This window comes from Bradyrhizobium sp. USDA 4454, assembly GCF_054822705.1.
This window is the reverse complement of record NZ_JBTRCN010000001.1, coordinates 2,447,579-2,460,096: the sequence shown is the minus strand read 5'-3', so window position 1 is coordinate 2,460,096 and position 12,518 is coordinate 2,447,579. Positions and strand designations below refer to the sequence as shown.

Annotated in this window: 12 protein-coding genes and 1 pseudogene; 1 reads left to right on the top strand and 12 read right to left on the bottom strand. The window is 65.1% G+C overall.

Annotated elements, in window-relative coordinates; translation table 11 throughout:
* Positions 1–83 precede the first annotated feature (83 nt).
* On the top strand, positions 84–761 hold the full coding sequence (locus tag ACVIW0_RS11155; protein WP_461352372.1) for a GntR family transcriptional regulator: 678 nt from the start codon (positions 84–86) through the stop codon (positions 759–761).
* A gap of 135 nt (positions 762–896) precedes the next feature.
* Here the strand turns inward: ACVIW0_RS11155 and ACVIW0_RS11150 are convergent, their stop codons facing one another.
* From ACVIW0_RS11150 to ACVIW0_RS11095, 12 genes and pseudogenes are all read right to left on the bottom strand, one after another.
* Positions 897–1,664 (bottom strand): crotonase/enoyl-CoA hydratase family protein, encoded by a 768-nt coding sequence (locus ACVIW0_RS11150; RefSeq protein WP_461352371.1) that lies wholly within the window; start codon positions 1,662–1,664, stop codon positions 897–899.
* A 30-nt stretch (positions 1,665–1,694) separates the two neighbouring features.
* Positions 1,695–2,477 (bottom strand): SDR family NAD(P)-dependent oxidoreductase, encoded by a 783-nt coding sequence (locus tag ACVIW0_RS11145; protein WP_461352370.1) that lies wholly within the window; start codon positions 2,475–2,477, stop codon positions 1,695–1,697.
* Positions 2,478–2,495: 18 nt separating this feature from the next.
* A complete protein-coding gene (locus ACVIW0_RS11140) occupies positions 2,496–3,746 on the bottom strand; it encodes an acetyl-CoA C-acetyltransferase (RefSeq protein WP_461352369.1) in 1,251 nt (416 codons plus the stop codon).
* A 261-nt stretch (positions 3,747–4,007) separates the two neighbouring features.
* Positions 4,008–4,271: pseudogene (locus ACVIW0_RS11135) on the bottom strand (helix-turn-helix domain-containing protein); the annotation flags it as partial.
* A gap of 1,026 nt (positions 4,272–5,297) precedes the next feature.
* Entirely contained in the window at positions 5,298–5,732 is a 435-nt protein-coding gene (locus tag ACVIW0_RS11130) for a hypothetical protein (protein WP_461352368.1), read from the bottom strand.
* A gap of 35 nt (positions 5,733–5,767) precedes the next feature.
* Positions 5,768–7,060 (bottom strand): amidase family protein, encoded by a 1,293-nt coding sequence (locus ACVIW0_RS11125; RefSeq protein ID WP_461352367.1) that lies wholly within the window; start codon positions 7,058–7,060, stop codon positions 5,768–5,770.
* A gap of 64 nt (positions 7,061–7,124) precedes the next feature.
* Entirely contained in the window at positions 7,125–7,808 is a 684-nt protein-coding gene (locus ACVIW0_RS11120) for a DUF2848 domain-containing protein (protein ID WP_461352366.1), read from the bottom strand.
* Positions 7,792–8,484 carry an ABC transporter ATP-binding protein gene (locus ACVIW0_RS11115; RefSeq protein WP_461352365.1) on the bottom strand — a complete coding sequence of 231 codons (693 nt, stop codon included), beginning with the start codon at positions 8,482–8,484 and terminating at the stop codon, positions 7,792–7,794. The genes ACVIW0_RS11120 and ACVIW0_RS11115 overlap by 17 nt, the downstream gene beginning before the upstream one ends.
* The gene (locus ACVIW0_RS11110) at positions 8,484–9,230 is read right to left on the bottom strand and encodes an ABC transporter ATP-binding protein (protein ID WP_461352364.1); all 747 of its coding nucleotides are present in this window, start codon (positions 9,228–9,230) and stop codon (positions 8,484–8,486) included. The genes ACVIW0_RS11115 and ACVIW0_RS11110 overlap by 1 nt, the downstream gene beginning before the upstream one ends.
* Positions 9,227–10,150 (bottom strand): branched-chain amino acid ABC transporter permease, encoded by a 924-nt coding sequence (locus ACVIW0_RS11105; RefSeq protein ID WP_461352363.1) that lies wholly within the window; start codon positions 10,148–10,150, stop codon positions 9,227–9,229. Before ACVIW0_RS11105 ends, ACVIW0_RS11110 begins: the two co-directional genes overlap by 4 nt.
* Entirely contained in the window at positions 10,150–11,049 is a 900-nt protein-coding gene (locus tag ACVIW0_RS11100) for a branched-chain amino acid ABC transporter permease (RefSeq protein ID WP_461352362.1), read from the bottom strand. Before ACVIW0_RS11100 ends, ACVIW0_RS11105 begins: the two co-directional genes overlap by 1 nt.
* A gap of 42 nt (positions 11,050–11,091) precedes the next feature.
* On the bottom strand, positions 11,092–12,480 hold the full coding sequence (locus ACVIW0_RS11095; protein ID WP_461352361.1) for an ABC transporter substrate-binding protein: 1,389 nt from the start codon (positions 12,478–12,480) through the stop codon (positions 11,092–11,094).
* Positions 12,481–12,518: the final 38 nt, after the last annotated feature.

Below are 12,518 nucleotides of genomic sequence, written 5' to 3'. Positions count from 1 at the left end.
GTCATACGCTACCGGTGCCGTCAAGGCTAAGTAATAATCAGGGACGAATCGGAGTTCCGAACGAGAGGCAACTGCGACCACCCATGGACCAGAATTTGCGCGAACAGGTGCTGCAGCGGGTGCGCGCCGAGATCATTTCCGGGCAGAGCCTTCCGGGCACGATGTATTCGGTGCCGAGTCTCGCGGCGAGCCTCGGCGTTTCCTCGACGCCGGTGCGCGAGGCGCTGCTCGAACTCGCCCGCGGCGGCCTGGTTGAGCCGATGCGCAACCGCGGCTTCAAGGTGGTGGAGCCGTCGCTGACCGAGCTGCGCAACCTGTTCGACATGCGCGAGGTGCTGGAGCTGCACGCTGCCGTTTTGGTCGCCGCCAATCCGCCGAAGGATCTACCGGCGGTGCGCGGCTGGGCCGATCAGATCGCGAGAGCCGTCGAGACCGACGACGTCCAGCTCTATCTGGAAGCCGACCGCAACTATCATCGCGAGTTCATCGCCGCCGCCGGCAATGACCTCCTGACCGAGATGGTGATGGGCCTGCGCGACAAGATGCGGCTCTACGGCATCAGCTCCCGCGCCGGCCACGAGCGGCAGCAAGCCTCGGTGCCGGAGCACTACAAACTGATCGAACTCGCGCTCGCCGGCGAGACCGAGGCGCTGCCGACCCTGCTGCGCAGCCACATCCGCTCCTGGGAGCCGATCTTCGTCGACGCCTTGATGCGCTCGAAGGAGCATGCGCGCGAGCCACTGCGGCAGGCACGCGCGTGATGCGGGATGATGGAGCTAGATCGTCTGCCGCGGCGACCGGCTAATCCAAAATGCTCTTGTAGTGCGAGCCAAAAAAAGGAACGCCGGTTCTGCTGCAATCAAAACCGACGCTCCGTCATCGAAACAGTCGCGGCCTTACTTGCCCTTCCAGTTCGGCGCGCGCTTTTCCGCGAAGGCCGCCGCGCCCTCGCGGGCATCCTCGGAGACGAAGACCGGACCGACGATCTCCTGCTGCTTCTTCCACATCTGGTCTTCCGGCCAGAGGCGGGATTCAACCACCACCTGCTTGGACGCCCTTACCGCGAGCGGACCGTTGGCGCCGATCGCGGCCGCAAGCTCAAGCGCGGCATCGAGCGCCGGGCCATCGGTTACGCGATTGATGATGCCGAGTTCATAGGCGCGCTCGGCGCCGAAGAACTCGCCCGTCAGCGCGAACTCCATCGCCACACGGAACGGCATCTGCCGCGGCATGCGGATCAGCCCGCCGGCCGCCGCCGCCAGCCCGCGCTTCACCTCGGGGATCCCGAACTTGGCGTTGCGGTTGGCGACGATCATGTCGCACGACAGCGCGATCTCCATCCCGCCGGCGAGCGCATAGCCATCGACCGCCGCGATCAGCGGCTTCTTCGGCGGCGCCTCGGTGAGACCGGCGAAGCCGCGGCCGGGGATTGACGGTCGTTCGCCCTTCAAAAACCCCTTGAGGTCCATTCCCGAGCAGAACGTGCCGCCGGCGCCGGTGATGATGCCGACGCTCAGCGCATCATCGGCGTCGAGCCGGTCAATTGCCGCAGCCACGCCCTTGGAGAGGGCGAGGTTGGCGGCGTTCTTGGCTTCCGGCCGATTCAGGGTGATGATCAGGATCGGTCCGCGGACTTCAGTGAGGACCGGAGTTTCTTCGGACATCGCTTCGCCTCCTGTTACGCGCGCAGACGCTTATCTCGGCGCCATGCGGATGGCGCCGTCGAGGCGGACGTCTTCACCATTGAAGTAGCCGTTGGTGATCATGGTCAGCGCCAAATGCGCATATTCGTCCGGCATGCCGAGACGCTTCGGGAACGGCACCGACGCGCTCAGCGCGGCCTTGACGTTCTCCGGCGCGCCCTGCAGCAGCGGCGTGTTGAATATGCCCGGCAGGATGGTGTTGACACGGATGCCCTCGGCCATCAGGTCGCGCGCGATCGGCAGGGTCATGCCGACGACGCCGGCCTTCGAGGCCGAATACGCCGCCTGCCCCATCTGGCCGTCCTCGGCCGCAACCGAAGCGGTGTTGACGACCGCACCGCGCTCGCCGTGCTCCAGCGGAGACAGCGACAGCATGCCCTGCGCCGACTTGGCGATGCAGCGGAAGGTGCCGACCAGGTTGATCTGGATAATGCGGTTGAAGGCATCGATCGGGAAATGCGTGGGCTGGCCGGTCTTCTTGTCCCGGCCCGCGGTCTTCACCGCGTTGCCGGTGCCGGCGCAGTTCACCAGGATACGTTCCTGGCCGTGCGCCGCGCGGGCCTTGGCGAAGCCCGCATCGACCAGTTCGTCGGAGGTGACGTCGACCTTGCAGAACACGCCGCCGATTTCCTTGGCGATGGCCTCGCCCTTCTCTTCGTTGAAGTCGAAGATCGCGACCTTCACGCCTTGCGCGGCGAGCGCCCGCGCGGTGGCTGCGCCGAGGCCGGACGCGCCGCCGGTGACGACGGCGGCGACCGATGAATCGAGTTTCATGGCAGTGTCCTTTCGCGATCAGATGCGTTCGATGATGATGGCCGGCGCCATGCCGCCGGCCGCGCACATGGTGACAAGACCATAGCGACCGCCGCTGCGCTCGAGCTCGTCGAGCGCGGTACCGATCAGGATCGATCCGGTTGCGCCGATCGGGTGGCCAAGCGCGATCGAACCGCCATTGATGTTGACCTTCTCGCGATCCAGCTCGAGGTCGCGGATGAACTTCTCGGCAACAACAGCGAACGCCTCGTTGATCTCCCAGACGTCGATGTCGTCCTTGGTCAGGCCTGCCTTGGCGAGAACCTTCTTGGCCGCCGGAACCGGCGCGTTGAGCATCAGGGTCGGATCGTCGCCCTGATTGGCATAGGCCACAATGCGGCCACGCGGCTTGAGGCCGTGCTTGTCGGCGTATTCCTTCGAGGTGATCAGCACCGCGGCGGCGCCGTCCACCACGCCCGAGCTGTTGCCGGCATGATGCACGCCCTTCCACTCGAGGCCCGGGTAACGGCGCTGGATCTGTTTCCTGAAGGTCACGCCGTTGCCGAGATCGAAATCGGCAAGCTGCTCGAAGCTCGGCTTCAGCGAAGCCAATCCTTCGGCGGTGGTCTCGGGGCGCGGGAATTCCTCGCGATTGAGGGCGACGCTGCCGTCGTCGTTGAGCACGGGGATCACCGACCTGGCGAAGCGGCCTTCATCGATTGCTCGCTTCGCGCGCTGCTGGCTGGTCAGCGCCAGCGCATCGCAGGCCTCGCGGCTAATCCCCTCGCGCGTCGCGATGGCGTCGCCGCACACGCCCTGGTGCGACTGCGGGTGAAGCTCGTCCAGCGCCGGATTGCCCGACCCCATCATCCGCGCCGGCTGTCCGGCCTTGGAGCGCTCGGCGGCGAGGGTCTGCTGATAGCTCATCATCTCGGTGCCGCCGGCGATGACGCAATCTTCCATCCCCGACATGACCGAGGCTGCCGCCAGGTTCACCGAGGTGATGCCGCCGCCGCAGAAGCGATCCAGCGTCGTGCCGCTGGCGTTGATGTCGTAACCGGCCGCAAGCGCCGACATGCGTCCGAGATCGCCGCCCTGCTTGCCTTCCTGGGTCGAGGTCGACCAGATGATGTCGTCGACGGTCGAGGTATCGAGCTTGTTGCGCTCCTTGAGCGCGCCGAGCACGGTTGCGGCCAGCTGCTGCGGATGCAGGTGCGACAGCGCGCCCTTGCCCGGCTTGCCGATGCCGCGCGGCGTGCGCACCGCGTCGATGATGTATGCCTCAGACATGCGTTTCCCCTTGCTTTGGACGTTTCATTGCTGTGAGCCCGTGCCGATGCCGACGGCCGCTTCCGCGGCGCCGTCTGCCCGGAACGAGCCGAGGTGTCAGCGGTGTGGCGTCACCGCAAGCGGCTCGGCAACCGGGCTGCGCTGATCGTCGAAATATTCGAAGCGAGGGTTGATCCCCCGCAGCATCGACGCTTGCGCGGCGTTGTCGCGCTGCCGCTCGTCGGCACAGTCGGGCTTGTCCGCAAACAGCGGGGCGCCGGGCGCGGTGGCGTGCGGACCGAGAGCATATTTCTGCTCCTGCGGCAGGTAGATCAGCTGGCCGATCTGGGTCAGGGTCAGCGTCAGACGGGAGACCGTCGATCGCGGCAGACCGCAGCGATCGGCGATGTCGCGATTGCCGAGGCGTATGCTTCGACCTTCGAAGCAACGCACGATGTCGAATGCACGCGAGACCACCTGGATCACGCGCCGGTTGTCCGTGCTGGCGGCATCTTGCGCCATCAGTACTTCAGATCGACGTCCCATCGTTTACGCCTCACTCCTCATGTTTCGTACGGGTGAACGAAGCCCACTCTGCCTGGCGCAGAGCGCGTTGATCCGCGCCGGCGTTGCCCGCCGCGCGATGCATCGCGACCACGCGGCGCGCGGACTTGTGAGCTGAATTCTGTCGGAAGGGATCGGCGCATGCCGCGCCTGCGATCACCGGGGGTCACAGGCCGCGCATGCTCGACGATGCTTGCGGCCCGCCGGACGAGGCCGCTACCGGCCTTTTCGAGACCTATCCGCGTGGACGCGATCAATACCTGGCCTTCCAGCCGAACGACGCCGCGCCCGAGCGAGGAAAGCAGCTTCGAACGTCTTTGGCCGGGCAGCATCGGGCGGATTCTTTCCCTAGGGTTTCGGACCTTAATTAATTGATTAATTAGCCGAGTGATTAAAGTGGGCGCTTCCCCCTGTCAACCGCGCTCGCCGCAGGGCGCCCCGCGCTGGGATGACACCTCGCATCGCTCGAGCCGCGCGGGGCAGATTTACGGGATTGCGGATCCGCCTGGGCGAACGTCAAACCAGTGCCGAACGGCGATCGGGGCAGAACGGGCGACACGCCTCGCAGCAAGCGCGCGGCCGGCTCAGGAATGTTGTGGGAAGCGAGCAGCTGGGTGTCCGAACAGACGCGACTGCTAGTAGGCGTGGCCGATACGAGGACGAACCTGAGCTTTGAAAGCTTGGTGGGCGCACCAGGGCTCGAACCTAGGACCAGCTGACTACGATCCGGACGTGCAGCTTTCCCGCATCCGGCTCCTCTGACGAGTAGGTTGATCAGACCATTTAGTGACGCCAGTCGCATACATGCCCGATCGACCTTCAGGATCGCGTTGAACCGCTCCCACGACAGCTTCGGCCGTTGGCTTCGCCGTAATACGACCCGCCGCCACGCCCCCATCACCTGAAAACGGAAGCGACCAAGGCAGGTGCCATTGCCAGCGATGCCGTAGTAGGCGGAGTGCCGACACAGCACCGCAGCCATCCGCCACGCTTTGATAGGCAAAAGCGTCAATCGCGCCCGGCCTCGACGAACTTCCTTGCCGTAAGTTCCGGATTTGTCAGCAATACCTCATGACTGCCTTCCATCCCGACGAGCCGGAAGATGCCCAGTCGATTGGAAAGGCGCGGGTGACGGCCCCATTCTCCTTGTGTGATATCGTTGTCCTCGTACGGCGCCAAATAGCCGAAGGCCGGCGGTACTTTTTCCCAGCCAGTCATGTCCGCCTTGTCTGTGAAGGCGCCGAACGGCTGCGGCCTCAGGACATCGTAGATCTCCTGCGCATGCTCTGCTGTGCCGTCGTTAAAAAAGGCGTCGCGCCAAACAGGAAACGGAAGAACGACCGATCCGTCCTTCCGGTCTACAGCACTGGCCTTGAGAGCATCGTGCAGATGCGGCGGAATCTCGTCTACGAGAGCACGGCCGTGAGCAGGGCGGACACGCAAGCTGCATCGGGCGGCGGCCCTTTCGCGCGAACGGGCTAAGCCTCCTGCGGCGAAGCGCGCAGCATTGTCTCCACGCAGGATGCGATCTCCAGCAGGCTGCGGTCCGCGTTCCTGCGGCCGATCAGCATCAGGCCGACGGGCAGGCCGTCGACCGGGAGTGGCAGCGAAACCGATGGGCAATCGAGCATGTTGGCGATACGAGGATTGCGCAGCACCAGGCCGTTGGCCTGATGGAACGCACTGTCCTCCTCGACCGACGACAGCAGCGGCGCGCGGATCGGCGTCGTCGGCAGGATGAAAGCCTCACTATTGCCGAAGGACTGTTCGAAGGAGCGGATCGCGGCCTGCCGGAGCCGCGCCATGCGCACATAGTCGACACCGAGGATGCCGGCTCCCGCTTCGATGCGAATCCGGGTTTTCGGATCGACTCCATCCAGGCTCGACAGCCCAAGACCGCGCAGCGTTGCGCCGACCTCGATCGACGGAAAAGTGCCGATCCGGTCGATCTCGGCAACATCATCAAGAGCAGCCTCAATCGAGCCATCCTCGATCCGCAAGCCGCATGATCGAAGCCGCTCCACGGCATTCTCAAACGCGCTGAGGACTTCCGGCTCGCAGCGATCAAACAGGCGGCCGCGGGCCACGATGAGACGAAACGTATAGGGCGAGGCCATTTGCGGCCGCGACGCCACGCCCTCCCCCGAAAGTACCTGATCGGCCGCAAAGCAGTCAGCGACGGACTTGGCAATCGGGCCGATGGTGTCGAGGCTCGACGACAGCGAGAAGGCCCCGGCAGTCGGCACAAATCCGCTGGTCGGCTTGAAGCCGACCGCACCCGACAATGCCGCCGGAATTCGGATAGACCCTCCCGTATCGCTCCCGATGGCGATGTCCGCCATGCCGTCGACGACCGAAACGACAGCTCCCGACGAGGACCCACCCGGCGCGCGCCGGCGATCCCGGGGATTGCCCGGCACACCGTCATGCGGGTTTGTGCCGAGCGCGGAGAAGGCAAACTCGGTCATCTGCGTCTTGCCGATGATCACGGCCCCGGCCGCGCGCAAGCGCGTCACAACCAGCGCATCGTCAGTAGCGGACGGCAGGGAGCGCAATACGGCGGAACCCGAGCTCGTCACGGTGCCCGCGACATCGAAGAGCGCCTTGACCGAGACAATGCGGCCATCGAGCGGGCCGCGTGTGGTCCCGGCGGCGGCGCGCCGATCGGCCGCTTCGGCCTCACCGCGTGCACTCTCTGCGAACAAGGCGGTGAAGGCATTCGCGGCGGCCGATGATTGCGCACGCGCGAGTGCGGCCTCCAATCGTGCCACGGCTGAGGGATGGGATGGGTCTGGCCTTGAAGTCATTGATCGAAGCCGCACGCAAGAGTGATGGTCACGAGACGACCGGCAGGACGTCGATATCGTAGCCGTGGACCAGCGAGCGCTTGAGGACCGGATCGCTCAGGTCCATCTCGAAGCGCGTGCCCGGGCGAATTCCGCCGATGGCACCCGGCGTCCCGCAGAACATCAACGTCCCCGCTGGCAGGATATCGGCGTTCGCATAGCGCCGAATGAGATCGCGCGGCGTTCGCAGCGACGACACCGGGCTCTCCTGATAGAGCACCCGCTTGCCGTCGATCGTCGCCCAGGAGCGAAGGATCAGTTGATCCCAATGGCCTTCGACATCGGCATAAGACCAGAGCTGCGAGCCGACCGGCTTGCCGCAGAGCTGCTTCGACACGGCGATGCCCGAGGCTTCCGCCTTGCGATCGGTATGGTCGGACCCAAGTCCGATCCAGAGGCCGTCGGCCATGGCGACGACGACGGGCTCGACCTCGCCGGAACTGTCGGGCCCGAGCACCGTCAGGCGGTCCGCCTGGGTCAGCGTCTGCGCCGCGACGCGGTAGTAGAGCGGCGTCGTCGACGGACGTGGAATGCCGAGCGCGGCGAGCTCCTCAACATGGTGCTCGATTGCCGCGGCGTCCCGGCCCGCCCAGCCCGCAATCACGAGCGATGCGATCTCGACGCCGACATGATCGATCCGGTCCTTCGCGATACGGTCAAACTTCATGAACATGGGCTTTGTCATCCTTGGTCGATGGAAGAAGAATCTCGCCGCGCTCGATCTGCAATGTCCGGTCGGCGACACGGTCCAGCAGGGCCGGCGAGGATTCGGTGATCAGCAGAGCGAGCTCCGGACGGTGCTTGCGCAGCTCGCCGAGGGTGCGCGCATAATCGAGCGCCAAGGCCGGCGCCAGCCCCTGGAAGGGTTCGTCGAGCAGCAGGACCTTGCGTGCCACCGTCAGCGCGCGACCGAGCGCGACCATCTTTCCCTGGCCGCCGGAAACGCCGCCCGCGGGCCTCGACCGCATCACATGCAGCTCGGGCAGCAGTCCATAGATCTCGTCGAGCCTGCGCGCGATCTCCGCCCGGTCGAGCTTCAGCGCCAGCGCCGGAAGCCGAATATTCTCCTCGACGCTCAACTCCGGAATCAGGCGGCGATCTTCCGGTGCATATCCGATCCCGGCCCGCGCGCGGGCATGGGCCGGCATTTTGCCGAGATCGTCGGCGTCGAGGCGGATCGCTCCTCCGGTGTGCGCGATCAGCCCCATGATCGCACGCAGCGTCGTGGTCTTGCCGGCGCCGTTGCGGCCGATCAGCACCGTGGTCTTGCGCGCGACGATGGCGCAGCTCACCTCGCGCAGCACGCGGACGCCTTCGATCGAGACGCTGACCTTGTCGAGACTGAGCATCAGGCGACCCCTACGACACGTTCGCGGACCTGCGCGTTGCCGAACACCTCGTCGGGCCGCCCCTCGGCCATGATATTTCCGGCGTTCCACACCAGGACCCGGCTCGCATAGCGGGCGACCACGTCCATGTCGTGCTCGACGAACAGTGCGGTGATGCGGCGCTGGCGCAGCGCGCTCATCAGTGCCTCCATCAGCGGGAAGCGTTCGAGCGCACTCACGCCGCTGGTCGGCTCGTCCAGCAGCAGAAGCCGCGGTTTGAGGGCCAGCGCGACGGCGATATCCAGCAGCTTGCGATGCCCTTCCGGCAGCGTGCTGCTGATCCGCTCGGCATCGTCGGCGAGCCCGACCAGGTCGAGCAGAGCCTTCGCTTCCGCGCGTCGCACCTCGGTATCGAGCGGGCGGATCGCGCTCCACAGGCCGTCCGTTGCGGCGAGCGCCAGCATCATGTTGTCGATTACGCGCTGCGCGGAAAAGAGCTGCGGGATCTGGAACGCGCGCGCGACGCCCCGGCGCGAGATGGCGCGCGGCGACAGGCGCGTGATGTCATGACCGTCGAGCAGCACGCTGCCCGATCCCGGGCGAATATACCCGGTGCAGATGTTGAGCAGGGTCGTCTTGCCCGAGCCGTTCGGACCGATGATCGCCAGGAACTCGCCGTCGTGGATCGCGATGCTCACGCCGTCGGCGGCCTTGACTCCGTTAAATGCGACGTGGAGGCCACTTGCCTCGAGGATCGGACGCGTCATAGGCTCGACGCCTCCTTGCCGGAGAACAGTCCGTAGAACCCTTGCGGCAGGAACATGATCACGATGATCAGCGTCAGACCCACGATCAGATTCCAGGCATCCGTCACAGTCACGGCTGCGCTGTGCAGCAGTTCCAGAAACAGGGCGCCAATGAACGCACCGGGCACGCCGCCGATGCCGCCGAGCACGGCAATCAGCACGAGGTGACCGGACGCTGTCCAGAACGCGAAATCCGGGACCACGCGGCCGATTGCAAAGCCGGCGATCGCGCCGCCTAGTCCCGCGAGCGCCGCCGAGATGACATAGGCGATCAGCAGCACCGCCCAGACCGGAATGCCCAGATATTCGAGCCGGATCTCGTTGGAGTGAACGGCCGAGAGCGCGTGACCCAGCGGGCTGTTGAGATAGCGCTGCACGGCAAGACCGACGAGCAGCATCAAAGCCAGGCTGAGGTAAAATAGGATGCTCTTGAACAGCGGCTCGCCGAGCACGATGCCGAACACCGCCGGAATCGGCACAGGCATGCCGTCCGTTCCGCCGGTTAAGCCGTAGAGCTTGGCACACAGCGCGTAGAACACCATGGAGATCGCGAGGTTCAGCATCGCGAAGAAGATCGCGCGATAGCGCACGAGGAACAGTCCGGCGATCGCGCCGACCAGCGCCGCGACCAGCACCGAAAGGATCAGCAGCAGGCCAAGGTCGTTGATGCCGGCCCGCGCCAGGAATGCGACGCCATAAGCGCTCGCGGCGAAGAACATCGCATGCCCGATCGAGATCAGGCCGGCGCGGAGCAGAACGGCGACGCCGAGCGCGGCGAACCCCTTGGCGATCGCAAGTGTCAGCACGAATTGCAGCCACGGCGCGGCGACAGGCAGCACGGCAAGCAGGAGCACCGCCAAAGCTGTGACGATTGTTCGCATCATATCCTCCGCGCGGTCACCGACCCGAACAGGCCGTAGGGGCGGATCAGAAGCACGACAAGCATTGCCGCATAGGGCGCAACGGCATCCAGCGAGGGCACGAGATAGATCGCGAGCACGCGCACCGCGCCAACGATCAGCGAGGCCACCGCGGCGCCCTCGATCTGTCCGAGCCCTCCGATCGCCGCCACCGCGAAGGCGAGCACCATCGTGTCGGCACCAAGCCCCGGGGCGATGCCCGAGGTCGGTGTTGCCAGCGCGCCTCCCAGCGCCGCCAGAAATACGCCGAGCGAGAACGCCAGCATGAAGATCCGGTTGGTATCGATGCCGATCGACTGCGCCATCTCACGGTCGGTCACGACGGCCGTGATCAGGCGCCCGAGCCGGGTCCTGTTGATCAGGAGCCGCAGGCCGACGACGACCAGAAACGCCATTCCGATCAGGAGGAGCTGGTAGTTGAGATAGACGACACCGCCGATGGTCAACGTGCCGAGCAGCCGCATCGGCGCATCCTCATAGAGGGACTGCACGCCGAAGATCATGCGCTGCAGATCCTCCAGCATGAGGAACAGCCCGAACGTGATCAGGATCTGGACCGCTTCCGACTTGCCATAGGTCCAGCGGACCAGGCTGCGCTCGATCAGCGGGCCGAATATCGCCGCAACGAAGACGGCGCTGAACAACAACGCAACGAACGACAGATAGGGGTTGAGCTGCCGGCTCGCGATGAACAGGCAGATCGAAGCTGCGACATAGCCGCCGATCGAATAAAGGCTGCCATGGGCGACGTTGAGAACGCGCAGCACGCTGAAGACCAGCGTCAGGCCAACCGCCGCGAAGAAGATCAACGCGGCGCTGGCGAGACTGTCCAGCAGCAGGGGGATGATTGCATTCGACATCGGCTTTCGCCCTGCGTGAATGAGATGAACGCTATCGCCCGCCTATTTGTAGGTCCCCGGCTTCGGCAGGCTCTTGGCGAATTCGGGCTTGAGCGTTGAAATCCAGGCCAGCGGATCCTGGCTGGCCTGCGGCATCAGGCTGTCGCCCTTGTAGCGAACCATGTCGCCGATCACGGGAAACTGCTGCGCCGGGGCCTTCACGGTGACGCCGACGATCTGGTCAACGAGGCCGTCATTGTCGGCGCGCGTTTGCGCGGTGCCGGTCAGGGTCGCGACCTTGCTCCCCTTCATGGCTCCCGCGAGCTCGGCACGCGTCGGCCATTTTCCGCCATTCTTCTGCATCGCGGCCTTGTAGGCGGCCTTCACGTAGATCAGCGTGTTGGCCATTTTGATGGACGGGAACACCGGGTACTCGCCGAAGCGCGCCTTGTACGCCTCGGCGAACTTCACCGTCTCCGGGTTGGCCTTGGCATCCGGCGACATCCACCAGCCGTCGCCCAGAACGCCGACGATCACCCCGTCGGGTAACGGCACGCGCTGCAGCACCGTCTCGCCAAGCGCAAGCACCACCTGGCTGGACGTGAACAGCCCGCGCGGCGTGGCCTGGCGAACGAAGTTCTCGAGATCGGCGCCCCAGAGATTGGAGAACACGACGTCGGGTCGTGCCGTGGTGAGGCGGGAAATCTCGGTCTGGTAGTTCGGCGAGCCGAGCTTGGGATAGAGTTCGGCGACGATCTCGACGTCCGGCTTCAATGCCTTTAGTGCCGCAGTGAAGATCTTGGCTGCGTCATGGCCGAACGCATAGTCCGGGTTGATGATCGCGACCGTCTTCACATCCGGCTTGCGCTCCAGAAGATAGATCGCATAGGCAATGAACTCCGGCACGGTGTTGCCGTTCGGGCGGAACACATACTTGCTCTTGCCGTCGATCAGCAACTGATGGGTATCGCAGTTCCAACCCACGGTCGGAACTTCGAGCTGCTCGGCAAGGGGCGCCAGCGCCAGGCAGTTCGCGCTGGACAAGGCGGCGATCATCACCTGGTTCTGCGCGTCTCCCGCCAAGCGGCGATATTCCGCGATCACGCCTTGCGCACCCTGCGCTTCATCGACGTATGTCGCCTTGACCGGCACACCTTCGATGCCACCCGTCGCATTGATCTCGTCGATCATGAGGTCGGCGGCATTCTTGCCGGGCACGCCGTATGCCGCGGCAGGACCGGACGTGAAGGTGAAGACGCCAAGTCCGACGGTGCTCGGCTTCTCCTGCGCGGCCACCGACGTGGTCGCAACAACACCTATCGCGAGGGCGCCCGCGAGGCCACCGGCCACCAACCGGAGATTGGCCTGCGGCAATCCGCGCTCCACCCCGAAAAGCAGTCCGAGCGACGACAGGCAGCGCGCGACGACGGTGGAAATACTCTTGAACGCCATATTTTTCCCCTTGGCCGGTCAATCAATGATGTTGGTGG